Source organism: Altererythrobacter sp. Root672, from assembly GCF_001427865.1.
Taxonomy (GTDB): Bacteria; Pseudomonadota; Alphaproteobacteria; order Sphingomonadales; family Sphingomonadaceae; genus Croceibacterium_A.
The window spans coordinates 2,264,532-2,289,233 of the sequence record NZ_LMHH01000001.1; the positions used below are offsets into that span (position 1 = coordinate 2,264,532).

The window sequence follows — 24,702 nt, forward strand, 5'->3', positions numbered from 1 at the left end:
ACGGAACCCATGATGTCCACCACAGCCGAAGCAGTCCTCGATACCTCCACCGAAATCTCGCGCGTGTTCGCGCTGCAGCAGGCGCATCAGTGGGATGTGAAGGCCTCGACCGCCGAGCAGCGCAAGGCCAAGCTCGCCAAGCTCAAGGATGCCGTCCTGGCTCATGCCGACGCCATCGTCGCGGCGGTGCAGAAGGACACTCGCAAGCCCGAGGGCGAAATCCGCATCACCGAGGTGCTCAACATCGTCGGCAACATCCAGCTCGCCATCGACAACCTCGATAGCTGGATGAAGCCGACCGAAGTCACCCCCTCGAAGAACCCCAACGACAAGGCCCTGATCGCCTACGAGGCGCGCGGCGTGTGCCTGGTCCTCGGGCCGTGGAACTTCCCGCTCGGCCTGACGCTCGGCCCGGTTGCCGCGGCGGTGGCTGCCGGCAATTGCTGCATGGTCAAGCTGACCGACCTTTGCCCGAACACCGCGCAGATCGCCGGCGTGATCATCCGCGAAGTGTTCGACGAGCGCGAAGTCGCGCTGTTCGAAGGCGATGTCAGTGTCGCCACGGAACTGCTCGAACTACCGTTCAGCCACATCTTCTTCACCGGAAGCACCCGCGTCGGCAAGATCGTGATGCAGGCGGCGGCCAAGCACCTCGCCAGCGTGACTCTCGAACTCGGCGGCAAATCGCCGGTCATCATCGATGACGGCGCCGACATCGAGAAGATCGCCGCCGATCTCGCCGGTGCCAAGCAGTTCAACGGCGGCCAGGCCTGCATCTGCCCGGACTATGTCTTCGTAAGGGAAGACCAGAAGCAGCGCCTGGTCGATGGCTTCAAGGCCAATGTCACCGCCAACCTCTACGAAGGCGGCGAGCTCAAGAAGGAGCGCATCGCCCAGATCGTCAACGGCGGTAACTTCGCCCGCGTGAAGGGCCTGTTCGATGACGCCGTGGCGCAGGGCGCGACGGTGGCAGCGGGCGGCGTGCTCGAGGCGGACGATCTCACGGTCCACCCGACCATGCTGACCGACGTCACTCCGCAGATGAAGATCCTGCAGGAGGAGATCTTCGCCCCGGTCCTTCCGGTGATGACTTACGAGAACCTCGACCAGGTGATCGAATACATCGAAGCGCGCGACAAGCCGCTGGCGCTGTACATCTACAGCAACGACGAAGCGAACGTGGACAAGATCCTCGCCCGCACGTCGTCGGGCGGTGTCACCGTCAACGGCGTGTTCTCGCACTACCTGGAGAACGGCCTGCCCTTCGGCGGCGTCAATCAGAGCGGCATGGGCAGCTACCACGGCTACTTCGGCTTCAAGGCCTTCTCGCACGAGCGGGCGATCTACCGCCACCAGTAACAACCGTTGATCAGATCCTCCCCGAGCTCGTCTCGGGGAGGTGGCGGGCGCCAAAGGCGCGTGACGGAGGGGTAGGCGGTCAGACGCCAGGTGGTTCGACAAGCTCACCACGAACGGGCCTTTGTTTAAACTCCGTTCGTCCTGAGCTTGTCGAAGGACTCCTCTCGCCATCCCGCTGCGTGGTTCGGTCGCTCACCCTCGCATTGACCCGGCGTTTCAGTTAGATTGAGCCCGCAGGGGGGCTCCCATGAACGACGGTCGAAGCGACGATGTGGCTGAACCTTGGGCATCGCTCCGACCGCAACTCTGTCTGACCGTGGGAGTGACGGGACACCGGCCAGTCAGGCTGGGGTCCGAGAACCTGGGCCAGTTGAACGAACTGGTGGCCTCGCTGCTGTCCGGCCTGGCGGACGCCGTGCAAAAGGTCGGGCGCGAGCATGGCGAGGCGTTCAGCGAGCAGCCCCTGTGCTTGCGGTTGGTGACTGGCCTAGCGGAAGGCGCCGATACGCTCGTCGCCAAATGCGCGGCCGAGCGTGGCTGGCGGATCGACGCCTGCCTGCCTTTTCCACGCGGCACTTATCTCGAGGATTTTGAGGAGCCGGAATCGAAGGAAACGTTCTCCCAGCTACTCGAACGCGCGACCGCGGTGTTCGAACTGCCCGGCGACCGCACCAACGAGGACGCCGCTTACGAGGCGGCCGGGCGGGTCATGCTGGAACAGGCGGATATCGTGCTCGCCCTGTGGGACGGCGAGCCCGCGCGAGGCCGCGGCGGGACCGCCCAGATCGTGGCCGAGGCGATCGCTCACCAGGTTCCCGTAATCCGGGTGGATACGCACAACGTCGAGCCGCCCATGCTCTACTGGTCGGGGTTGAGCGATCTCGACTTCGACCGACCGACCATCGACAGCGTAGCGCGAGCGCCCGCGGGGACCGTGCTGGCGGGAGTGGTCTCGGCCCTGTGCGCGCCACCGGACGACGATGTCGACCGACGAATGCGGGCAAGGTTCCTGCAGGAGCGCGACCACAAGCGCACGCCGGCCTGGCCCTATCCCCTTCTCCTCTCGGTAACCCGCGTACGGCGAATTCGGCGGACGGATCTGCGGCCTCCGCGGCCGGACCAGTGCGCGCTCTACTTGCAGGAGCGCTCCAATCCCTTCGGCAACGAGCGAGGGACTTACGCGAGCGCCTTTACGGACAGGCTTGTCCCGCGGTTCGGCACTGCCGACGCCTCGGCCACCTATTTCGCGCAGATCTTCCGCAGCGGGTTCATCGTCAATTTCGGGTTCGCCGTGCTGGCCGTGTTGCTGGCCACGGGCGGACTGCTGTTTCCCTCTGCCAAGCTGTTCCTGATCGCCACTGAGCTAGCCATCATCATCCTCATCCTGCTCAACACGCGGGTCGGCTCGCGCGCCGGCTGGCACGAGCGATGGATGGATTACCGCCACCTGGCCGAACAGTTGCGGGTGCTAGCGGCGACCGGGCTGCTTGGGGATCTCTACCTCCGCCACGGCGACGCTGGAGAGTCAGGCAGCATTCCGGGCTGGGTCCGCTGGCTCAGCCGCGCGACGGCGCGGGAGCTTGGCCTACCCTCGGTATGCGCCGACCAGCACTACCTCTCGCGCGTGCGAGCGGTGGCCCAGACGATGATCCAGGATCAGATCGAGTATCATTCCCACAACGCCCACCTGATGCACAAACTCGATCATCGGCTGCACAAGGCGGGCGAGTACCTGTTCGGCGGCACCATCGTCGCCTGCGCCGCGTGGATTACGCTCAAGCTGGGCGGCTTCGACGTGACCCACGGAAGAGGCGTGAACGTCACCTCGTTGGTGACCGCGGTCACCGCGGTTCTGCCGGCCATGGGCGCCGCGCTCTACGGCATCCGCATGCAAGGCGACTTCGCCGGGATCGCCGAGCGTTCGGCAGTCACGGTCAAGCGGCTCCAACGGCTCCAGAGAGTCGTTGAAGCCGATGTGCCTGACTTCGACCTGCTCTCCGCCCGACTCCGGCGGCTGCGCGAGATCGCCCTGGCCGACGTCGCGCATTGGCGCACGACCTACCAGGCACGACCCCTCACCCTGCCGGGCTGAGGATCAGCGATTGACGATCCGCGGGTCGAGGGCAACGAGCTGCCCATCCGGAGGAGCGGTCTCGACCCACAGGCTGAGGCAATAGCTGTAGGCCGCGCCGTCATCGTCGTTGTCGTCGATGATCACTTGCATGAGGCTGTTGCCGGGCAGCGCGTTGATATCGCTGTTGCCCCCGCCATCGCGGGTGATGGTCACCGCTTGTGCCGCTTGCTGCGGGAAGCTGAAATTCACCGAGTTGCCGTTGGTATCGGTGATCTGGCCGGAGAGGTTCACGGTGATATCCGTGTCCACGTTGTAGCTGCTGCTGTCGTAGGCCATGTTGTTAAGGTCGATGTCCCCGCTTGAGTCCACCACGTTGGAACTCACCGGGTTGGAGCCGGCTTGAGAATATATCGCGCTAACCGAAACGTTACCGCTGGCGTCGACGGTCCCTGTTACCGTCACGTCGAGGGTCAGGCTCATGTCGGGAAGGTCTGTCATGTCTGTCTCCATCAGGTTCGGAACAACTGGGGTAGAGAGTAGTCACTCTTCATCGACGACCCGTTGGGCAGGGCAGAGAGTTCGGATTTGTCCTTCAAGTAAGTGGCGGCGGCGATCATTCTTGAATCGGTGATCGTTGTGCCTGAGATCAGGTCTCGGGCGCGCGTAAAGTCGGCGCTGGCGCGGGCCCTGTTGCCGGACGAAGACCAATTGGCACCCGACAGCAGGTGGACCATGACGCGCGCCAGGCGCTCCTCATCCGACTGAGGGTTGGTGCCTACGCGGAAGTCGCGCTCGAAAGCCGTGATCTTGTCGCGGGCCGCGGCGCGATCGCCAAGCGCCTGGGCAATCGCGATCTCCCGCCAACGCGCCGGCATCAGGCAGTCCGAGCGCCATTCCATCACGCTGGCGTCGGTCGAGAGCAGCTGCTGCGCCTGCTGAAGCGCCCATTGGTTCGTTCCCTTGGCGCCGCGCCAATCCGCCAGCATCATCTGTGCTTCGGTCCGCACATTGGCGGACTTCACCGCCATTTCCGCCCACAAGCTGTTGGACGGGTCGCCGCGCTGCAACGCCTGCAGGGCCTCGAAGCTGGCATCGGCGAACTTCAGCGCCTTCGCCGGCTCCCCGGCCTCGAGATGGAGTTCCGCGATCCGCAACCAGGCCAGATAAAGCGATTGCCTGATCTCGCTGTTCTTGGGGTCGGCCGCGAGCACTTCGTTGTAGAGCTTCACCTCCTGCATGCGGTCGACGAGCGCGCCCGAGGGATCGAGCATCTTCCGCCGGACATCGGCCTTCCAGGCCAAGGCTTGCGCGATCAGGTAGGTCTGCTCGCGCTTGTCGGCCGACTTTTCGCGAAGCCGCTCGGAGGCAAGCTGGGCTTTCTGGAAGTAGCCCAGCGCCTGCGGCAGGCGGCCGTCATCCAGCTCCAGCACTCCGAGGGCCGAGTGCGCGTTGCTCAACTCCCCTTCCCACTCTGGCTTGAGCTGTTCGAGTTTGGCGAGCCTTTCTGCGTAATGGAGGTATTGGCCAAAATACTCGCGTGCCGTGGGAATATCGCCTCGCTGCCAGGCGACATATCCGATCCAGTAGACGCTTTGCGCATGGTCGAAGATGCGTTGGCCATTGTCCGGATCGCGGCGCAACTGTTCCGAGGTCGTGGCCGCCGCCTGCTTGTAGGTGGCGAGCGCCGCCTCCAGGTTGCCCTGCAAGTTCGCGACTTCGCCGACGAGGAGCAGCGCCCTCGCCCGGCGGCCAAGCGCATCGGCGTCGAGGCTACCGGGATTTTGCCTGGAATAGTACGTCAGCGCCCGATCACCGACGCTGTCGAGGACGTCCAGCCGACCGACCGGCTCGAGCTTGGAACGCAAGTCGGTCAGCATGTACTCGACCAGCCCGTCAGCTTCGGCCCGCTGGCGTTCGGCCTCGTTGCGCGACCTGATGGCGACGACCGTGAGCGTGCTCATCACTACCGCAAGCACCGATGCGGCCGCTGCGACGACGGTGAGGCGCCGGCTGCGCCGCTGGGCTTCGCGCTGGACGAGGTCGTCAAGCTTCAATCCCGTCAGGCCCGCGATGACCTTGAGCTTGGCCAGACGTTCGCCATCGCCTTCCGGCCGCAAATCGGCGGCTATCGGCTCCGCGGGAACGTCCGAGATCTTGCCGTCCGGCCCGACCTTGAAGCGCAAGGCTTCGGGAAAGCACTCCGCCTCCACCTTGTCGCTGGTGGCGCTGGCGCCCGGCTCTCCCGCCACGATGACGACCAGGATCCGGTCCTCGCCCCGGTGCTGCTTGAACAGCCGGATCTCCTCGTTGACCCAGCGCGACGCCGCCGCCGACGGGGACGCGATGACGATCAGGAATTCCGACGACAGCAACGCCTGCTCGATCTCGCGCGACAGGTCGCCGGCTGCCGGTAGTTCTTCGCGATCCTTGAATATCGGGACCAGTCGGCGCGGGACGATGCCGATCTCGGTGACTTTGCCCACCAGCCGCGAGGGAACGCGGTACGATTCAACCGCGCGATGAAGCCATCCCGCACGGGAGGCGTCAGCGTGACTATAGCTGATGAAAGCGCGGAATAGCATGTCGCCCGAATGCGTCACGGCACCTCCGCCTCCCGCGGTTGCGCCAGCAAGGCAATGGAAGACTACTTATTGTAGGCGGTTTTAGTCCCACAATCCACGTTCCATTTCCAGCCTCGGCCTACTTCAAAGCCATAATTATTCCAGTTATATCCAAATACTTGGAAGGTGCGCCCCGAAACTATTTTGATCAATCTTCGGTCAGCGTGGCCCCACTTACCTCACCTCATCAGCCGTTGAGTCGGGCCACACGCGCGGTGTGCGGTGTCAGATCGTCATAGCCAGGAGGCTATTCGTCAGGCATAATGCCGGCACTCCAAAAAGAATGACCGGGTCGTGGTTGGTTGTCCGAAAAGGACTTCGCGACGAGGATGCTATTGAGGGTCAGGATGGCCCCAAAATTCGCGCGGGCTATGCTTGCTTTCGCGGAGGTTGTTCTTGAGCGCAGTCCTTTGGCTAGATGATTCCTTCGAGATCCTCAGACGTCAAACGCAAATAGCCGACCAATAATCCGCCGCCCTTCGAGTCGTCGCTCTGTGTCCCATTCCTCCTTCGGAAGGTTGAGCCATGTCTCACATTTGCGGAACGGTTCCTGTCCTTAACCCCTCCCTTCATGTGGGACCCGACACTGGCACCGCGGCGACTTCACCCAACGTGTGGGAAAAGGACCTGACCTTCGCGCCGGCCCCAGGTGGCGGCACCAAGTTCGTCATCCTCCATTTCATGAACGTGACCCTTCCGGCGAACAATCGCCTGGAAGTCGACCTGGGCTACGACACTGACGTCTTCACATCGGCCAGCGGTGGCTCGTTCTGGACCCGGCCGATCAATGTCGGCGCGGTCGGGCCATCGATCAAAATTCGCTACATCACGAACGGCGCGCCTAACGGTGGCGCCTTCGTCGACCGCTTCGGCCGCGGCGAGAGCCTGCAGAGCACCGAGCCGGGCCACAACAGCATCACCAACTGCAACCCGTTCATGATCAACGGCTGGGTCGAACCCAACTTCCCGCACATACCCGGTTCGACCGCTCCCAAGTACGATCCGTTCTGGATCTGCAACAAGTCGGCCGCGCCCAAGTGGCAAAACGTCCGCTGCGCGCCGGTCGGCTCCCCGCAGGACAAGGTCGCCCGCAGCGTGGGAATGATCGTGACGATCCACCAGCCGAGCGGCGGCCATCCGGAGGAGAACGTCAGCACCTGTTCGGTCACGCTGATCGATTCAGACCTGGTCGTCCTCGCCGCCCACTGCATTTCGGACCATCCGTTCGAAGTCCCGACCAGCTCGGTGACCTTCGACTACGAAGTGGCCTGCGATGGCTCGCTGCTGCCCGCGTACAATGCGGTGTTCTACAAGGTCATCAAGCTGGTGAAGTTCCGCTTCACCGACGGGCGCGACTACGCGATCCTGCAGATACGCGGCACTCCGCCTCTACCGCCAGTGCCGGTGAGGATCACCAATCTGGGCGCCAACGAGGCGGTGTTCGGCGTCCACCACCCGAACGGCGCGGTGAAAAAGGTCTCTCCCTCCGCAACCGGCACGATGCCGATCACCTTCTTCGGCACATCGATCGGCGTCAATTTCGACGTCGCCGGGGGCAGCTCCGGATCGGGCCTGTTCGACGCCAACGGCAACATCGTCGGCGTGCTTTCCAACGGAAGCGGCTGCAGCCTGTCCTATTCGGCGCTCAAGACGATGATGGCCGACCCGATCGTCATCCCCAACCCTCCGACCCAACGCGCGGTCATGCTGGTGTTCGACCGCTCCGGCAGCATGGGCGAAGGGGCAGGCGGCGGGAAGATCAAGATCAACGAAGCGCGCGCGGCGGCCGAGTTGTTCGTCAACATGATCCGGACCACCGGCAACCGCGCCGGGCTGATCTCGTTCTCCACCGATGCCACCAGCCCGGTCGACTTCGCCCTGGCGCCGGTTTCGACCAGCACCAAGTCGCAGATCAACGGCAAGCTGGCGGCCGTTTCGCCAAGCGGAGCGACCAGCATTGGCGACGGCCTGGCGGTCGCCCGCGACCAGCTTGCTGGAACGAGCGGCTTGCCCAAGACGATCCTGCTGCTCACCGACGGCATGGAGAACCAGCCGCAGAAGATCGCCGACGTCAGCGGCCTCGGCGCGATCGAGATCACTGCGATCGGGTTCGGCGCCGAGAGCAACCTCGACGGTGCCAAGCTCAGCGGCCTCGCCCAGTCGCATGGCGGCCTCTACAAGCGCGCGGGAGATGGGCTGGAACTGAAGAAGTTCTTCGCCCTCGCCTTCGGGGAAATCTTCGAAGCCGGCTCTCTCGCCGATCCGCAACTGCACTTGCCGGCCAGCCTCAGGGTCGGGCCGTCGATCCCGTTCCATGTCTGCGGCGAGGAAGCGGTCACCATCGTGATCGGCTGGGACAACGAGGATGCTCCTCTGTTCATCGAACTCGAGTCTCCCACCGGTCAGATCGTCAATCTGAGCGCCGGTGGGATCGATACCGACGCCGGCACTTCATGGCGCTTTGCCCGGGTGCCCCTGCCGCAAGGCGGTGAGCGTGACGGCGTGTGGAAGACCCGCGTCTTCCGCCCCGGTGGCGGAGAGTTTCCACCTCCTGCCATTCCCGTGAACTACTTCGTCAACGTCAACGCACGCGGCGGCCCGAGCCTGCGACCGTTCATCCAGCCGCAGCGGATTTACACGGGTGATGTGCTTCATCCCAAGGTGATCCTGCAATTCGCCGACGAAAGCGTCCCGCCGGGCGGGAATGTCTCGCTGGCGGTACGGCGACCGGCGAAGAGCGTCGGCACCTTGATCGCCAACAAGGGCCTGGCGGCGGCGACCGTGATCAATGGCGATGTCGTGCCAGGACGCCAGGCAACACTGAAGAAGATCGAGCAGGACACCGGCGCACCCGCGACCGGCTATATTGAATCGAATTACGCTTTGACCGACGAGCCCGAGGGTTCGGAGATGTTCGAGGCCGCGGGGATTTTTGGCGCGAAGCTCGACAACGTGCTGGTGGTCGATGGCACCTACACCTTCCACGCCAAGGCCACGGTGGCGATTAACTGCACTACGACGCGCGAATGCCAATGGAGCTATCACGTCGCGGTCGGGATCGATCCGGGTTCCACGACGGTCACCACCCAGCCGAACGGAACCGGACCAACCGGGGGCGATAAGTGGCAAGTCATCTTCACACCAAAGGACAAGTACGGAAACCTCGTCGGGCCCGGAATGGGTGAGGACCTGGACGTCCTTCCCCTGCCCGGCGGAACCCTGGTGGGCGGGCTCGTTGATCTGGGTGACGGACGTTATGTCCAGGAAGTGGAGACCGAACCCGGCAGCGATGCCGACCCCGGACTTACCGTCGGTCAGCCCGATCGCGGTCCGGTAGTCGTGGCTCCGCCCTCCCGCATCCGTACGGGGTACCGGTACACGACCTCATTCGCCTGCGGGGTCGAAGACGGCGAATGCTGCGAATGCTCCTCGGTAGTCCCCGGACGCTTCGCCACCGCAATCACCGCTTACAACAGCACCGAAAAGGACGTCATGCTGATCCTCGCGGTCATCCCGACCACCTTTGCCGGCGCGACATCGGGACGGTGGCCGGATGCGGTTCCGGCTCGGGCCAAGGATCGCATCATCCTCAAGCCGGGTGAAGCGACGACGATCGACTGCTGCAGCATCGCCAAGATGCTTCTGGGAGCGACCGCGCCAGCAAACGGGGCGCTGACCTTTGGCGTCGTGGCCCTCGAAAGCAGCGCCAAGGTCGACGTCACCGCGACCTACACTGTCGTCAGTCGCGAAGGGGAGGCTCCCTCGATCGACGTCGAGCCGCTGCTCCCGAGCGAATTCCGGGTGCGGGAGTCGCGGCCCGTGCCGCCACCTCCGCCAGCCCCTCCACCTAAGGTTCGCGACGTGCCGCCACCCCGCCCGCAGGATGTTCCGAGACAGCGGGAAAAGGAGGAACGCCCAAAGGCAGAAGAGGCCAAGCCGAAGCGCAGCCCGAGGAAGCCGGCGAAGAAGTGAGCCCTCCGCGATTTCGGACGGTCGACAGCTAACGTCGCGCTGTCCGAAATTCGGGAATTTCCGGGTTTGCACCGATGGCGGTCCGTTACGCACGGGTCGATCTGTGACGCCCGATCAACAAGCCGAGGAAAGGACCCGATCATGCTTCTCCGCCTCGCCCTACCGCTTTGCCTGGCCGTCACCATGGGCTCGGCAAGTGCCCAAACCCTTCCCAAGATTCCGGGGGGAGCTGCGTCAGCGCTTGGAGGGGGCCTGCCCAACCTCTCCTCTGTCGGCGCCCCCAATGCAGCAGGCGTGCTGCAATACTGCGTGAAGCAGAAGCTACTTTCACAGTCTGGCGCGGGCGACGTACTTGGCGGACTGATGAAGAAGCCCGACGTTCAATCGAAGCCGGAATTCTCTGCAGGCGCAGCTGGCAACATCCTTACCGGCCAAGGCGCGTCGCCCCTCTCGATGGACTCGCTTCCCGCCAACCTGAAAAAGCAGGCCTGCGACATGATGCTGAAGCAAGGCGCCAGCTTGCTTTAGGATCATTCCGTCCAGTGCCGAGCTGCCGATTGGTCAGGCGATGTCCTTGGCCTCTTCCATCTGTGGCACCAGCAAGTGGATGACCAGCAGCGCACCCAGGTACGCAAAACCGGCGACCGCAAACATCGGCCAGTAGGTCCCAGTCGTGTCCAGGACCCAACCTGTGAACTTTGCCATGAGCATGCCGCCGATCGCCCCCATGGTGCCACCAATGCCGATGACGGCGCCCACCACCTTGCGGGGAAACAGGTCGGAAGGGAGCGTGTAGAGATTGGCCGAAAAGCCCTGGTGAGCGGCCGTGGCGAGACCGATCACAAGCACGGCTCCCCACACGCTGGCAATGCCGGGCGCCAGCATGACCGGCAGCACCGCCAGTCCGCAGACCAGCATTGCTATCTTTCGTGCGAAGTTGATCGTCTTGCCCTGTGCGATGAGCTTTGAGGACAGCCATCCGCCCGCCACGCTGCCCGCGTCGGAAATCAGGTAGATCGCGACCAAAGGCGGGCCGAAAGTCAGCAGGTTCAGGCCATGTTCGCGCGCGAAGAAGTCAGGCAGCCAGAACAGGAAGAACCACCAGATCGGGTCGATCATGAACTTGCCGAGAGCATAGGCCCAGGTCTGCCGGCGCTTGAGCAGGGGCAGCCAGGCGACGTCGCCCGGAGGATCGGCCGGGTCGCTCTCGATATAGGCGAGTTCGGCGGCAGACAGGTTCGCCTTCTCTCGCGGGCGCCGATAGACGATGAGCCACACCGCAAGCCACACGAAGACCAGCGCGCCTGTGACCAGGAAGGCGGCTCGCCAGCCGAAGTTGAACACCAGTATCGGGGCAATGATGGGCGTGATGATGGCGCCGATATTGGCGCCGGCATTGAAGATGCCGACGGCAAAGGCGCGCTCCTTTTTCGGAAACCACTCCGCCACGGCCTTGATGCCCGCGGGGAAGTTTCCGGATTCGCCGAGCCCCAGCATGAACCGCGCCATGAGGAAATGAGGGATATCGCGCGCGGCCGAAGTAGCCATTGCGGCGAGGCCCCAGATGACCGCCGCCAGCGAGTAACCGAAGCGCGCGCCGAGCTTGTCGATCAAGCGACCAAAGACGATGTAGCCCAGGGCGTAGGCCGCCTGGAAGGCAAAGACGATGTCGGCATAGGTGGTTTCGGTCCAGCCGAACTCGTCCTGAAGCGTCGGCTTCAGCACCGCGATCATCTGGCGGTCGACGTAGTTGATGGCAGTCGCGAAGAAGAGCAGCCCGCATATCGTCCAACGGACGCGCCCCACACGCGTTGCTTGTGCGGCCGGGGCCCCGTCCAGCTCGATCATCTCCGCCATCCTCATCTCCTCGCCGCGCCCCATGCTTGAGCGTCAGCGTCTGTCCCGATCCCGAGTTATTCCGGTGTGGCCGCCTCCACCCGGCAAGCCACGCTGTAGTCATCACCGAACTTCGCCTCGATCCGCTGGCCAGGGGTCACCTGGTGCACGCCCGTCACCGCGCCTGACGAGATCCATTGTCCGGCTTCGAGCGCGATCCCGCGCTTCGCCAGCAGCTCGAACAGGAACCGAGCGGCCCCGATCGCGCCGTCAGGAAAGGCGCGGGTACTGCCCGAGCCGGCCGAATGGCCATCGATGATCGTTGAGACGTCCCAGTCTTCGAAGCCGCTGCCTTGCCAGTCCGCAATTTCGGGTCCGACAACCAGGCCGTTGTTATTCCCGAAGTCGGAAATGACGGCCATCGGTCCGATCGCGTTGATTGCGCCGAGCGGCGAACTGGCGATCTCGATGCCGACATGGACGCGGTCGATAAGACCGGCTGCCTCTGCCAGGCTGAAGCTCATCTGACCCGGGCGGGGCGCCGACGCGACGCGAAGTAGGAACTCCGCCTCGCCCGCGGCAAAGCCTTCCGCAAAGACCGGCATTGAGGGTTCGCCGCCATCCGCAATCGCCAGCTGATCGGCAAATATCGGGCCGGCGAGCCGGTCCGCGCCGAATTGCTCCGACTGAGGCGGCATGACCCGGCCGACCTTCCAGCCGACCACCTTCTTCCCGAACGAGGCCATCGCCGCGTCCTGAATGGCATAGGCATCTTCAAGCGTCCGCGGCAGCGAGCCGGGGTATTCGCCCAAGCCCTTGGCTGCGCGGCGAGCCGCCAGAAAGCGGCCGGCAATGGTCGCCGATTCGTCTGCTGGAGATTTCACGAGATGCCTTCGTCCTCTTCCCACATGGGCGTAATGGAAACCGGTGTCATTGGCAAGCCAGACAAATGAAGTGATCGCGCGATGCTTGGTCGATCATAGCGTGATGCCGCGTTTCCAGATCGCAATCTCGCGCTCGTCATTGCGCTCGGAAGCGGTCTGCTCGCCTGAGGCCACGGCCGTGAGCTTGGTCAGCAGATCAGCTGCGACAACGTCCACACCGCTGTGCAAAACCTGTCCGGCGTCGAAATCGATCCACCCCGGTTTGCGGGCCGCGAGCGAGGAGTTGGAGGCGATCTTCAAGGTAGGTACCGCCGTGCCCAATGGCGTGCCGCGGCCGGTCGTGAACAGGATCACGGTGGCGCCCGCCGCAGCCAGGGCCGTCGAAGAGATCGCGTCGTTACCGGGCGCCTCGAGTAGAGTCAGCCCCTTGCGCCGCACCATCTGCCCATAGCGCAAGACATCGGCCACAGCCGCCCCGCCCGACTTCTGCACCGCGCCGAGCGACTTCTCCTCCAAGGTCGTGATCCCTCCGGCGATGTTCCCTGGCGAAGGGTTCTCCGAAATCGGCTGTCCGTGGTCGAGGAAGTGGCGCTTGAAGTCATTCACCACCGCGACGATGCCTTCGAACACGTGCCGGTCGCGCGCCCGTGCCATCAACCCTCGTTCGGCGCCGAACACCTCGGGTATCTCGGACAGGATCGTCGATCCGCCGGCGCCGTTGACGAAGTCGGCTATGCGCCCGACCAAGGGGTTCGCGGTCAGACCGCTGAAGCCATCCGAACCGCCGCACTTCAGCCCGACCACCAGTTCGCCGATCGACACTTCGGTGCGGCAGGCGAGGCGGGCATTTGCCACCAGCGCGTCGATAGCCGCCAAGCCATCGGCCACTTCGTCCCCCGACGACTGCGCAAGGACGGACCGCACGCGCGAGCGAGCATGGAGCGGTATTTCCGCCAGCAACGCATCGAGCTGATTTGATTCGCACCCCAGCCCGATGAGCAGGACCCCACCCGCGTTCGGATGGCTTGCCAGCGCCGCAAGCAGCGAGCGCGTGCCAGCCAAGTCGTCACCCAGCTGCGAGCAGCCGAACGGGTGCGAGAACGCGTGGATGCCATCGACTGCGCCGGCATGACGGGCGCGGGCGATCTCCGCAATTCGCCCCGCCGTCCGCGCCACGCACCCGACCGTGGGGAGGATCCAGATCTCGTTGCGTGTCCCCACCGGGCCATCGCCGCGACGATAGCCCTGGAAGACGGCGGATGTGGGAGGCAGCGGCTCGGGAGCGATGGGGGTGTATCGATAGGCCTCGATGTCCTCCAGCAACGTTGCCAGGTTGTGGGAGTGGACATGCTCGCCCGGTATCGCGTCGGCGGTCATTCTGCCGATCGGCCACCCGAACTTGCGCACTTCGGCGCCACGTTGAAGTGGCCTCAAGGCCAGCTTGTGCCCCACGGGAACCGGCTGCTGCACCGTCAGCACCTGCCCCTCGATCTCGAGCTGCTCTTCCACCTCCAGCGGGCGCAGGGCGATCGCCACATCATCGCTGCGATGGACCCGCAGGAGAGCGGTTCGGTCCAGGCCGGAGGCAAGAGGATCTGATCGCATCATATGGAAACCGGTGTCATCTATCCTCCACGAATGAATTCTGCAATAAGCCTCGCGGTGGTCGCAAAGACGGTTGGTCTGAAGGGGTTCATGGTAAAAGAGCAATCAGCTCGTAGCGCGAACGAAGCGCTCGGATCGGCGCGCGCTGCAAAGCCGACCATCAACGACGTGGCCCGCCTGGCCGGCGTTTCCAAGAAGACCGTCAGCAGGGTGATCAACCGATCGCCCTTGCTGAACGAGGAAACGCGGGAAAAGGTGCAGAAGGTGATCGAGGGTCTGGGCTACGTCCCAAACCCCCAGGCCCGCGCCCTGGCGCTGAGGCGCAATTTCCTGATCGGCCTGATCCACGACAACCCGAACGCCCAGATGGTGCTCAATATGCAGCAGGGCATCCTCGAAGGGCTGCGGGACACCGAGTTCGCCATGGTGGTGCACCCGGTCGATCGGAATTCGGCCACCATGGTCGACGATCTGCGCGAATTTCTCGAACGCCAGCGGCTGTTCGGGATCGTTCTCCTGCCGCCGATTTCGGAAGACGATGCCTTGGCGGATCTCTGTAACGAGCTCGGCGTGCGCTACGTGCGCATGGGTTCAGCGGAACTCGACGACAGCGAGCACCTCGTCGCCTCGAACGACCGCGAGGCCGTGCGCGAAGCGACGGCCTATCTGATCGAACAGGGGCACAAGCGCATCGGCCTGATCGAAGGGCCGAGGGGTTTCCGCTCGGCCAAGGAGCGGCGGTATGGCTTCGAAATAGCCCTGTCCGAGGCGCAGATCCACTTGCCCACCAGCCACATCGCCGATGGCAACTACACCTTCGAAAGCGGGATTGCCGCGGCGAACAAGTTGCTCGACCTCAACCCCCGCCCGACTGCGATTTTCGCCTGTAATGACGAGATGGCCGCGGCGGTGATCTTCGTCGCGCGCGAACGTGGCATCGCCGTGCCGCAGGATCTGTCAGTGGTCGGATTCGACGATACCCCGATCGCCGCGCACATCTGGCCTCCGCTCACGACCGTCCGTTGGCCGATCGTGTCGATGGGCCGCGCGGCGGCCGCGAAGCTGTTGAAGGGTGTCGGCGGAGAAGAGTCCGCGGCGGCCGAGGCGCGTTTCCCCTCGACCTTCGTTCACCGCCAATCGGTTGCGCCGCCTTCCGGCTGAACGGTGGTTGCCTTCAGCGATGACACCGGTTACCAAGAGGTCAGTTGTCAGGAGAGGGTAAGATGTTCGACCGCACTTATTACGCCACGCATCCCGATATGATGGAATGCGTTTCCAACGAGGAGCTGCGCGATCGCTACCTGATCCCGGGGCTGTTTCGCCAAGGCGAGTGCGTGCTCAACTACACTCACGCCGATCGCTTCGTGATCGGCGGAGTCTGGGTCGGGCAGGACAGCGTAAAGCTGCCCGACCAGACCGAGCCGGCCTCGGCCGCCGGGCATCCGTTCCTTGAACGTCGTGAACTAGCGATCGTGAACGTCGGCAGTGTGGATGGCTTCGTCACGGTCGATGGGGTGTCGTTCGTCCTGTCGAACAAGGACTGTCTCTACGTCACCATGGGGGCGGAAGATGTGCAGCTCTCGGGCGCCGATGCGCGGTTCTACCTCGCTTCGTGCCCAGCCCATAAGGCCTTCAAGACTCGCAAGCTTTCGATCGCCGACGCCAACTCGCTCGAGCGCGGCAGCCTGGAAGAATCGAACGAGCGCACGATCTTCCAACTCGTGATTCCTGGCGTGTGCGACAGCGCACAGCTGGTCATGGGCCTGACGGTGCTCAAGCCGGGCAGCGTGTGGAACACGATGCCGCCGCACATTCACGAGCGGCGCAGCGAGATCTACTTCTACTTCGAACTGCCGAACGAGAACGACCGCGTGTTCCATTACATGGGCGAAGGCGACGCCATGCGGCACATCGTGGTCGGCAATGAAGAGGCGGTGATCTCCCCGCCCTGGTCGATCCACATGGGCTCCGGCACGCGCGCTTACGCCTTCATCTGGGCCATGGCGGGCGAGAACCAGGACTATACCGACATGAACGTCCTCGACATCTGCCAGCTCCAGTGATGAGCCATCCGTTCGACCTTTCGGGCCGTGTTGCCGTCGTTACCGGGGCGAATACCGGTATCGGCCGCGGCATCGCCGTGGCGCTCGCCAGCGCGGGGGCCGATGTCGCGCTGGTCGGCCGCTCGCGCGCCGAAGAAACCGCCGCCGACGTTGTCGCCCTGGGCCGCCGCGCAGCGCTGATCGACGCCGATCTCTCGACTATCGAGCCGGTCGGCTCGGTGGTCGAGCGCACACTGGCAGAGCTCGGCGGGCTCGACATCCTGGTGAACAATGCCGGGATCATCCGGCGTGCCGATGCGGTCGACTTCACCGAAGCGGATTGGGATGCGGTGATCGACACCAATCTCAAGAGCCTGTTCTTCCTGTGCCAGGCCGCCGGCCGGCAGATGATCGCGCAGGGCCGCGGCAAGATCATCAACATCGCCTCGCTGCTGAGCTTCCAGGGCGGAATCCGCGTTCCCAGCTACACCGCGTCGAAGAGCGGGGTTGCCGGGCTGACCAAGCTGCTCGCTAACGAGTGGGCGGCAAAGGGCGTCAACGTCAACGCCATCGCGCCGGGTTATATCGGCACCAACAACACTGCGGCGCTGCAGTCTGACGAGACGCGCAATCGCCAGATCCTTGAGCGCATCCCCGCTGGCCGGTGGGGCGACCCCAAGGACATCGGCGGAGCAGCGGTGTTCCTGGCCTCGTCGGCTTCCGACTACGTCCACGGCCACGTGCTCGCTGTCGATGGCGGCTGGCTGGCGCGCTGAGACCATGCCGGGATCGATTGCCTGCTTCGGCGAGCTGCTCGTTCGGCTGACCGCCCCCGGACGCGAGCTGCTCCTCCAGTCCGCACGGCTCGATGCCCATGTTGGGGGTGCGGAGGCCAATGTCGCGGTCGGCCTGGCTCAGCTCGGCCACGGCACACGGATGTTGAGCGCGGTTCCCGACAATGCGCTGGGCCGGGCCGCCATAGGGGAACTCCGTCGGCAGGGTGTCGATACCTCGGGCGTCACATTCGGCCCCGGCCGCATGGGCCTATACTTCCTCGCCGCCGGCGCGGGCGTACGCGCGTCGCAGATCGTCTATGACCGCGAAGGCAGCAGCTTTGCGCTGCTTAGCGACTTCGACTGGGACAGCGCCTTAGCCGGGGTTGAGCTGCTCCACGTCTCGGGCATCACCCCCGCACTCGGCCCGGTGTCCGCTTTCCTGGCGCGCTCGGCCGTGAAGGCGGCCGAGGAACGAGGCATCGGCGTGTCGTTCGACGGCAACTACCGCGCGCAACTGTGGGAACGCTGGGACGGCGACCCGAAGTCGCTGCTGCATCCCCTGGTCGCCTCGGCGGAGATCTTGTTCGGAAACCACCGGGACATCTCGCTACTGCTCGGCCGCAGCTTTTCAGGCGATGGCGAGGAGCGGCGGCGTGAAGCGGCGGACGCCGCGTTCGAGGCCTTCCCGAAACTCAAGTACATTGCATCGACGGCCCGCAGGGTAACCAGCGCGGACGAAAACCACATCGCCGCGCGGATCGACAGCCGCGAAGGCAGCGCTCAGACCGAAGAAGTAACCGTGAGCGGTATCGTCGATCGGATCGGCGCGGGCGACGCCTTCGCGACAGGCATTCTCCATGGCCTCCGGCTGGGCAAGGACCTGCAGGTGACCGCGAGCTACGGGCTGGCCCTAGCCTGCCTGAAGCACTCCCTACCCGGCGATGCCAGCCTGTTCCGTCAGGACGACATCGACGCCTTTCTCGCAGGGAATTTCGACGTTCGCCGGTAACGCCGGCGGCAGCCTCCAAACCGGCTCACCTTTCCACCGTTTCGTCATTCCCGCGAACGCGGGAACCCAGTCGGCTCTTGTGGGCGCTCGCCCTGGATCCCCGCCTTCGCGGGGATGACGAAGTTAGGGAAGAGGGATCGCTAGCTCAACGCCCCCTCATCTTCGCGCCTTCGCGCCTTTGTGTGGGATCTAAGGATCCGGGTGCTTCAGCGGGTACGAGATGATCAGGTTGAGCGGTTCGCTGCCAAGCTGGCGGATGCCGACATTGTCGCCCGCGTAGAAGTAAGCGGCCATGCCCGGCCCAACCTTCGAGGTCTTGCCGTCCGAAATGACCTCGCCCTCACCGGACAGCACGTAATAGACCTCGTCATGGTCGATCGGGTGCGCACCGATCGCCGCGCCGGGGTGAAGCACGCGGCGGCGGAACTCCATTGTCCGGTTCGGAACCTTGTCGCTGATCCGGTAGGCGGTGCTCATCCCGATGGCGCCGTGCGGCGGAGGCTCGTCACGGACGACATCGGCCTCGGCCACGATCACGGCGGCGGGGGCAAGCAGCAGCAACCAGCTCATTGGCGCATTTCCCTATCACGGCGGCTCATCGGCTCTGCGACGTAGTCGTCCTTCTGGCCAGGATAACGTCCGCTCCTCGGCTCCATCGTGGCGAGGTTCCAGTCGCCTTCGACAAAGGGCGCGCGGGTAGGCTCAACCGTGGGGTAGCCCCCCACTTCGCTCTCGTCGTCGATGATGGCGCCACGCCCTTCCGCGACGAAGAACAGCACGCGCAAGTCATGCTCGTCGCGGTCCCACGGACGCGCTCCGGCTCTGGCGAGCACGTGCGTTTCCACGTCGCGCGCCTCGATCACATCGAGGTCCGCCGGCCACGGTGACGGCGCACTCGCCTCGCTCAGTTGCGCGCGGGTTTCACCATAGCGGCCGAACATCGGCAGCGCTGCTCCGTGCCGGTCGACGGCGATGTTGTCCTTCCCGAAATAACGCAGGTCCCCGTCCCCGCCGAGCATGAGGAAGGGCAAGCGCTCATCAGTCGACGGCCCGCCGCGCATGACATTGCCGACCGCGGAGAGCTCGCCCGTGACGTAGGGATGTCCGGCCCATTCCAGGGCCATCAGGTTGTAGTGGATCGCCCGCTTGCCCGGGTCGTAAATCAGGTTGTTGACCACGGCCGCCTGGACGCCGCCCTTGAGAAGCGGGTTCCGCTCCACGTTGTGGGCATAGACGTTGCGATAGATGAGGATCCCGGTGGCGTTGTCGTGGATCAGCGACCCTTTGGAATGTTCGCCCTTAGGGTGGCTTGAATCGGCCAGCCCTTCGGCCAGCAGGTTGTAGGAAAAGGTCACGTTGTGCGACGTGCCCTTCCGCCATTCTTCCACAGTCGAGCCGGTGAAGCGCGGACCGGAGGCGGAGAGGTTCTCGTCGATGCCCCAGGTCATCGTGCAGTGGTCGACGATCACGTTCCACGCACCGATGGTGGAGAAGGCATCGGCCTCCCACCCGCTCATCCGTGCCTGGCCGTCGGCGCCGGTGCGGATGCGGATGTGGCGGACGATCACGTCATGCGCCCGCAAGTCGATGCCGCCGCGGATGATCGTGATGCCCGGCGATGGGGCCGTCTGCCCGGCGATGGTGAGAAAGGGCTCGGTGATTTCGATCGTCGTCCGGCCAAGGTCGATCACGCCGCCAACCTCGAACACGACGATTCGCGGCCCCTTGGCCAGCACCGCCGCCTTGAACGAGCCCGGGCCATCGGCGTTGAGATTGGTCACGCGCAGGATCGCGCCCCCCCGTCCGCCGGGAGTTTGCGCGGCCCACCCTTGCGCGCCCGGAAACGCCTGCGCCTGCGCGGCAGTGGCCGAGAGTGCGCAAGCGAGCGCGACGATCGATAGAAGCAGCCGTTTCAATTCCCTCTCCCTGCAGCGGTCTTGACAGTTCCTGTCTACCGAGTCATCTCTGTCTATGACACCGGTTACTTAAACAGTTCAACCGGAAATGGATCGCCCGGAAAAAGGGTGGCCGAGAAGCAGGGAGAGGCAACGAATATGGGCACCATTGACTTCAGAGACGGCGAATCGGCCAAGGCCACCCGCCTTCTTCGCGCGCGGTCTAGACACCGGTGTCATGGACTGTTGACCGCGACTTCCGTGGTCGGCCTGCTGGCCCTTTCCTCGCCCGCGCTCGCACAGGATGCGCCTCTGCCCTCGACCGAAGAGAGCGGCAGCGAAATCGTCGTCACCGGCTTCCGCTCCTCGCTCAACGCAGCCCTTGATGCCAAGCGCGAAGCCAACGGCGTGATCGACGTGATCAAGGCGGAAGACATCGCCGACTTCCCCGACAACAACCTTGCTGAGTCGATCCAGCGTATTCCGGGCGTCACCATCAACCGTGACCAGGGCGAAGGCCGCAACATCTCGGTGCGCGGCCTCGGCCCCTTGTTCACGCGCGTCCGCATCAACGGCATCGAAGGCATGTCCACCACCGGCGGCGCCGATGCCACGGGCGGCACCAACCGCGGCCGCCAGTTCGACTTCAACACTTTCGCTTCCGAGCTCTTCAACTCGATCACCGTGCGCAAGACTGCCTCGGCGGACGTGGAGGAAGGCTCGCTCGGCGCGACGGTCGATCTGCAGACTGCCCGCCCGTTCGACTACGACGACGACCTCACCCTCGTTGGCTCGGCAGCCGTGGGCTACAACGATTTCTCGAAATCGTGGGATCCGCGCGTGGCCGGTCTGGTGTCGACCAAGTTCGCCGACGAAACCATCGGCGTGCTCCTGTCCGCAGCCTACAGCGAACGCGGCATTTTCGAAGAAGGGCCGTCCACGGTTCGGTGGGAACGGGGGACCGACAACGGAGGTTTCGCCACCGCGTCGACGCTTCCGACTGGAGCTACGAACTTCCAGTTCTTCCACCCGCGCATCCCCCGCTACGACAGCTATCGATACGAGACCGAACGGCTCGGCCTAACTGGCTCGGTCCAGTGGGAGCCGACAGATGAGACGCTGCTTTCGCTCGACGCGCTCTATTCGGTGTTCAAGTCGAACCGTGCGGAACAATACCTCGAAGCGATTTCCTTCAGCCGCTCGGGCACCGGGAAGCCGCAGACCGTCATCCTGCCAGGAGCGGTCGTGGATGACACAAACAGCCTCGTCTCGGGCACATTCAACAACGTCGATGTGCGCGTAGAATCGCGTTACGACGAACTCGAAACGCAGTTCCAGCAGTACACCGCGACGCTCAACCAGGAACTGGGTGAGCGGGCCCGCATGACAGTGCTCGCCGGATACTCGAAGTCCGACTTCTCGAACCCGATCCAGACCACGATCGCACTCGATGCGCTCAACGTTCAGGGCTACAGCTTCGACTTCGCCAGCGGCCGCAACCCGACCTTCGATTACGGCAACCTCAATGTCGAAGACCCCGGAAAGTTCGTGCTGGGCGAGATTCGCCTTCGTCCGCAGTACGTTTCTAACGACTTCAAGGTCGGCCGCGCTGACTTCGAATACGACGTCGCCGACGACATCAATTTCCGCTTCGGCGTCGACTTCAAGAGCTACGGCTTTAACTCGCAAGAGTATCGCCGCGCCAGCGAAACGGCGGTTCCAGCGCTGGCTGCAGGTCAGCTTGCCACGCTCAGCTACGTCTACAGCATGAGCAGCCGCACGGACACGGCAGGCACGCCCAGCAGCTTCATCGTCCCGAACATCGACCAGTTCGACGATGAGTTCGGTATCTATTCCAATACCGGCACGTTCACGCTCACGGGCATCACCAATACCAGCGCGCAAGGCAACTGGCGCACGGTCTCCGAACAAGATGCCGGTGGCTATGCCCAGACGACCTGGAACATGGACATGGGCAGCTGGCAGTTCCGCGGTGATGCCGGCGTTCGCTATGTCGAAACGACGCAGAAGTCGTCAGGCTATACCGGCGGCGCGCAGGCGATCCTGGTCACGGCCGACCGAAGCTATGGCAACTGGTTGCCCTCGACCAACCTCAGCGCTGAGATCGACGACTTCATCGTCCGGGCCGGGATGGCACGGGTGATGACGCGACCGAACCTCGGCACGCTCAACCCCACGGGAGCCTTCAGCATCTCGGGCGGCAATCGCACTTATACCCTCGGCAACCCATTCCTCGATCCGACCGAAGCGACCGACTACGATGTCTCGCTGGAATGGTACTTCTCGAGAGAAGGCGCGTTGATACTCGGCCTGTTCTACAAGGACATTTCGACCTTCGTCGCCAACACCGCGCAGCAGGTTCCGTTCAACGAACTCGGATTGCCTGACTCGCTGATCCGCAACCCCAACGGCTCCTACATCATCCAGCCGACCGATCTCGTGACGGTAACCCAGCCGGTCAACAGCAAGGGCGGTTCGCTGAAGGGGCTTGAGATCGGCATCCAAACGCCTTTCACGTTCCTTCCCGGCCTGCTGCAGAACTTCGGCATCATGGCGAACTACACTTACGTGAGTTCCAACATCGAATATCCGCTGTCGACGGCACAGGGCGCGCCGGTGGTGATCCAGCCACTGACCGACCTGTCAAAGCACGCGGCGAACGCGACGCTGTATTACGAGGACGAGAGCTTCAGCATCCGCGGATCGCTGTCCTATCGCAGCGGCTACCTCCAGGCCGGCGGCGTGCCGGGACGCAACGGGGTGCCGGTCGGCAATGCGCCGAATTTCAATCCGAACTCCGGCCAGCCAACCTTCAACGACGTCGAAGGCGTACATTCGACGCTCAACCTGGACATGTCCGCTTCGTACAACATCAACGACCATTTCTCGCTGACGTTCGAGGCGATCAACCTCACCGACGAATACGTCGACCAGTACATCGACAGCGCCGCCGACCGCCTCAGTGTCTACCATCACACCGGTCGGCAGTTCTACTTCGGCGGCCGCTACAAGTTCTGAGCGGGCCAATAGGCCTGGGTCGCCCAGCGACCCGGCCGACTTGGCGGGTTCGAACCCGAGTGGCGCAAGCGAAGTGCTCCCAAGCTTGCGCCACTCGGCCTTCCAGGCCGAAGGCCCCTACCCGCAGATCGCATTTGGACTGAGCACTCCCGGCCGCTCCTATCCCTGGTCGCCAGCCGGGCTCGATGCCCAGCCACCACCCAAGGCGCGGAACAAGTCGATCTGAGTGCGCGAGACCAGGGCATCTTGGCTCGCCAACTGAGCTCTCGCCTCCGCCAGGGTACGCTCCGCATCGAGCCGCGCCAGCGAGTTGATCGTGCCTTCGCGCTGCTGGGCGCTGATGATGCGCACGGCGCGTTCCGCCTGTTCGCTGGCCGATTGTAGCGCAGCCCGGCGCTCGAGCGATCGCGCGTAGTTGGAGAGGGCGGTTTCGGTCTCCTCCAGCGCCAGCAGCACGGTTCCGTCGAACGCCGCCAGCGAACCTTGCGTGTCCGCCTCCGCCGCCGCGATGCGCGCGCGGGCCGGCTCCTGATTGGGGAAGGCCCAGCTCAGCAGCGAGCCGAGCGCCCAGCGCAGCGGACCGCCGGTGAACAGGTCGCCGAGATCGGTCGCAGTCGACCCGATCGAAGCGCCGAGCGTGATGCGAGGATAGAGATCGGCGGTGGCGACCCCAATGCGCGCGGTATCCGCCGCCAAGCGGCGCTCGGCAGCGCGGACGTCGGGCCGACGGGCCAGAAGGGCCGCGCCGTCGCCGACGGGAATCGCTTCACGGATCTCCAGCCCGATACTGCGCTCGCCAGCGATGGCCGGCAGTGCGGCCGGGGTACGGCCCGTGAGCGTGGCGAGGCGGAACAGAGCGGCCTGCCGCTCGGCCTCGAGCGCGGGGATTTCCGCGGCGCGCTGTTCACGCAGCGTAGCGATCTGGGCAACGGCAAGCCCGGTTTCGAGCCCCGCATCATGCCGCCGCGAGGTCAGCGCAAGCGACTGGTCGAGCAGTCGCACGATATCGTGAGCGACCCGCAAGCGCGCCGCGCCCGAAGCGGCATCGGCATAGGCACGCGTGGTATCGGCCACCACCATCACGCGCACCGCGTCGGCGTCGGCCTGGCTCGCAGCGAGATCGGCGCGCGCGGCCTCGACCGAGCGGCCGACACGGCCGAACAGATCGAGCTCGTAGCCGACCTCGATGCCGGCATCGTAGCTCCACCCTTCCTGGTCGGCGCCCGCGGGCACCTGGCCTTCCGGCAGGCGGTTGTAGCTTCCTCCGGCCCCGATCGACGTCTGCGGCAGCCGGTCCGCTCGCGCACCGCGCAGGCCCGCTCGGGCGCGTTCGATGCGCGCAGCGGCTTGTCGCACGTCGGTGTTGGCCGCGAGCGCGTCGGCGATCAGGCCGTCGAGCACAGGGTCATCATAGAGCCGCCACCAGTCCTCAGGCAGCGGGCTCGGCGCCACTGGCGGAGCACCCGCAGCAATGAAGGGGCCGGACGACGCAGGAGGGGGGGAAGTTACGGCGTAGTCCGGCCCCACCGCGCACCCCGTAAGGGCGAGCGCGGATAGGGAAGCGAGAGCGAAAGAGCGGAAAGTCATCCG

General features: G+C 64.5%; 17 protein-coding genes. 9 read left to right on the top strand and 8 right to left on the bottom strand.

Features of this window, described 5'->3' with window-relative positions; translation table 11 throughout:
- The first annotated feature begins 12 nt into the window (after positions 1 to 12).
- Together ASD76_RS10910 and ASD76_RS10915 are read left to right on the top strand one after the other, a co-directional pair.
- Complete coding sequence (locus ASD76_RS10910) at positions 13 to 1,359, top strand: aldehyde dehydrogenase family protein (protein ID WP_055923166.1); 1,347 nt, start codon at positions 13 to 15, stop codon at positions 1,357 to 1,359.
- 247 nt (positions 1,360 to 1,606) lie between these two features.
- Positions 1,607 to 3,451 (top strand): hypothetical protein, encoded by a 1,845-nt coding sequence (locus tag ASD76_RS10915; RefSeq protein ID WP_055922483.1) that lies wholly within the window; start codon positions 1,607 to 1,609, stop codon positions 3,449 to 3,451.
- 3 nt (positions 3,452 to 3,454) lie between these two features.
- On the opposite strand, the gene ASD76_RS10920 is transcribed toward ASD76_RS10915, so the two are convergent.
- Complete coding sequence (locus tag ASD76_RS10920; RefSeq protein WP_156457645.1) at positions 3,455 to 3,931, bottom strand: hypothetical protein; 477 nt, start codon at positions 3,929 to 3,931, stop codon at positions 3,455 to 3,457.
- An 11-nt stretch (positions 3,932 to 3,942) separates the two neighbouring features.
- Positions 3,943 to 6,033, bottom strand: a complete 2,091-nt coding sequence (locus ASD76_RS10925; protein ID WP_055922489.1) for a toll/interleukin-1 receptor domain-containing protein — start codon at positions 6,031 to 6,033, stop codon at positions 3,943 to 3,945.
- Positions 6,034 to 6,627: 594 nt separating this feature from the next.
- On the opposite strand from ASD76_RS10925, the gene ASD76_RS10930 reads away from it, so the two are divergent.
- Complete coding sequence (locus ASD76_RS10930; RefSeq protein WP_055922492.1) at positions 6,628 to 10,026, top strand: VWA domain-containing protein; 3,399 nt, start codon at positions 6,628 to 6,630, stop codon at positions 10,024 to 10,026.
- Between the two features lie 141 nt (positions 10,027 to 10,167).
- Entirely contained in the window at positions 10,168 to 10,554 is a 387-nt protein-coding gene (locus tag ASD76_RS17960) for a DUF2501 domain-containing protein (protein ID WP_082553733.1), read from the top strand.
- Positions 10,555 to 10,587: 33 nt separating this feature from the next.
- Here the strand turns inward: ASD76_RS17960 and ASD76_RS10935 are convergent, their stop codons facing one another.
- From ASD76_RS10935 to ASD76_RS10945, 3 genes are all read right to left on the bottom strand, one after another.
- Positions 10,588 to 11,883: an MFS transporter gene (locus tag ASD76_RS10935; RefSeq protein WP_156457646.1), complete on the bottom strand. Its 1,296-nt coding sequence runs from the start codon at positions 11,881 to 11,883 to the stop codon at positions 10,588 to 10,590.
- Between the two features lie 56 nt (positions 11,884 to 11,939).
- Positions 11,940 to 12,746, bottom strand: a complete 807-nt coding sequence (locus ASD76_RS10940; RefSeq protein ID WP_055922495.1) for a 2-keto-4-pentenoate hydratase — start codon at positions 12,744 to 12,746, stop codon at positions 11,940 to 11,942.
- A 93-nt stretch (positions 12,747 to 12,839) separates the two neighbouring features.
- Positions 12,840 to 14,351 carry an altronate dehydratase family protein gene (locus tag ASD76_RS10945; protein WP_156457647.1) on the bottom strand — a complete coding sequence of 504 codons (1,512 nt, stop codon included), beginning with the start codon at positions 14,349 to 14,351 and terminating at the stop codon, positions 12,840 to 12,842.
- 90 nt (positions 14,352 to 14,441) lie between these two features.
- On the opposite strand from ASD76_RS10945, the gene ASD76_RS10950 reads away from it, so the two are divergent.
- The 4 genes from ASD76_RS10950 to ASD76_RS10965 all read left to right on the top strand — a co-directional run bounded on the left by ASD76_RS10950 (position 14,442) and on the right by ASD76_RS10965 (position 18,178).
- A complete protein-coding gene (locus ASD76_RS10950; protein ID WP_055923168.1) occupies positions 14,442 to 15,512 on the top strand; it encodes a LacI family DNA-binding transcriptional regulator in 1,071 nt (356 codons plus the stop codon).
- Positions 15,513 to 15,574: 62 nt separating this feature from the next.
- Complete coding sequence (gene kduI / locus ASD76_RS10955) at positions 15,575 to 16,414, top strand: 5-dehydro-4-deoxy-D-glucuronate isomerase (RefSeq protein ID WP_055922501.1); 840 nt, start codon at positions 15,575 to 15,577, stop codon at positions 16,412 to 16,414.
- A complete protein-coding gene (kduD, locus tag ASD76_RS10960; protein WP_055922504.1) occupies positions 16,414 to 17,169 on the top strand; it encodes a 2-dehydro-3-deoxy-D-gluconate 5-dehydrogenase KduD in 756 nt (251 codons plus the stop codon). Before kduI ends, kduD begins: the two co-directional genes overlap by 1 nt.
- Complete coding sequence (locus tag ASD76_RS10965) at positions 17,147 to 18,178, top strand: sugar kinase (RefSeq protein WP_235506622.1); 1,032 nt, start codon at positions 17,147 to 17,149, stop codon at positions 18,176 to 18,178. The genes kduD and ASD76_RS10965 overlap by 23 nt, the downstream gene beginning before the upstream one ends.
- A 189-nt stretch (positions 18,179 to 18,367) precedes the next feature.
- On the opposite strand, the gene ASD76_RS10970 is transcribed toward ASD76_RS10965, so the two are convergent.
- Both ASD76_RS10970 and ASD76_RS10975 read right to left on the bottom strand, forming a co-directional pair.
- Positions 18,368 to 18,748 (bottom strand): cupin domain-containing protein, encoded by a 381-nt coding sequence (locus tag ASD76_RS10970; RefSeq protein WP_055922507.1) that lies wholly within the window; start codon positions 18,746 to 18,748, stop codon positions 18,368 to 18,370.
- Entirely contained in the window at positions 18,745 to 20,094 is a 1,350-nt protein-coding gene (locus tag ASD76_RS10975) for a polysaccharide lyase family 1 protein (RefSeq protein ID WP_055922510.1), read from the bottom strand. Before ASD76_RS10975 ends, ASD76_RS10970 begins: the two co-directional genes overlap by 4 nt.
- Positions 20,095 to 20,319: 225 nt before the next feature.
- Between ASD76_RS10975 and ASD76_RS10980 the strand changes: the two genes are divergently transcribed.
- Positions 20,320 to 23,112: a TonB-dependent receptor gene (locus ASD76_RS10980; RefSeq protein WP_055922514.1), complete on the top strand. Its 2,793-nt coding sequence runs from the start codon at positions 20,320 to 20,322 to the stop codon at positions 23,110 to 23,112.
- A gap of 159 nt (positions 23,113 to 23,271) precedes the next feature.
- On the opposite strand, the gene ASD76_RS10985 is transcribed toward ASD76_RS10980, so the two are convergent.
- Positions 23,272 to 24,699, bottom strand: a complete 1,428-nt coding sequence (locus ASD76_RS10985) for an efflux transporter outer membrane subunit (protein ID WP_055922517.1) — start codon at positions 24,697 to 24,699, stop codon at positions 23,272 to 23,274.
- Positions 24,700 to 24,702 lie beyond the last annotated feature (3 nt).

What these genes read in the sequence shown, in the direction of transcription:
- ASD76_RS10970 (WP_055922507.1), bottom strand. Translation starts at nt 18,748, where the DNA reads ATGAGCTGGTTGCTGCTGCTTGCCCCCGCCGCCGTGATCGTGGCCGAG.
- ASD76_RS10965 (WP_235506622.1), top strand. Translation starts at nt 17,147, where the DNA reads ATGGCGGCTGGCTGGCGCGCTGAGACCATGCCGGGATCGATTGCCTGC.
- kduD (WP_055922504.1), top strand. Translation starts at nt 16,414, where the DNA reads ATGAGCCATCCGTTCGACCTTTCGGGCCGTGTTGCCGTCGTTACCGGG.
- ASD76_RS17960 (WP_082553733.1), top strand. Translation starts at nt 10,168, where the DNA reads ATGCTTCTCCGCCTCGCCCTACCGCTTTGCCTGGCCGTCACCATGGGC.
- ASD76_RS10915 (WP_055922483.1), top strand. Translation starts at nt 1,607, where the DNA reads ATGAACGACGGTCGAAGCGACGATGTGGCTGAACCTTGGGCATCGCTC.
- ASD76_RS10920 (WP_156457645.1), bottom strand. Translation starts at nt 3,931, where the DNA reads ATGACAGACCTTCCCGACATGAGCCTGACCCTCGACGTGACGGTAACA.
- ASD76_RS10945 (WP_156457647.1), bottom strand. Translation starts at nt 14,351, where the DNA reads ATGCGATCAGATCCTCTTGCCTCCGGCCTGGACCGAACCGCTCTCCTG.
- ASD76_RS10950 (WP_055923168.1), top strand. Translation starts at nt 14,442, where the DNA reads ATGGTAAAAGAGCAATCAGCTCGTAGCGCGAACGAAGCGCTCGGATCG.
- ASD76_RS10910 (WP_055923166.1), top strand. Translation starts at nt 13, where the DNA reads ATGTCCACCACAGCCGAAGCAGTCCTCGATACCTCCACCGAAATCTCG.
- ASD76_RS10935 (WP_156457646.1), bottom strand. Translation starts at nt 11,883, where the DNA reads ATGGCGGAGATGATCGAGCTGGACGGGGCCCCGGCCGCACAAGCAACG.
- ASD76_RS10985 (WP_055922517.1), bottom strand. Translation starts at nt 24,699, where the DNA reads ATGACTTTCCGCTCTTTCGCTCTCGCTTCCCTATCCGCGCTCGCCCTT.
- kduI (WP_055922501.1), top strand. Translation starts at nt 15,575, where the DNA reads ATGTTCGACCGCACTTATTACGCCACGCATCCCGATATGATGGAATGC.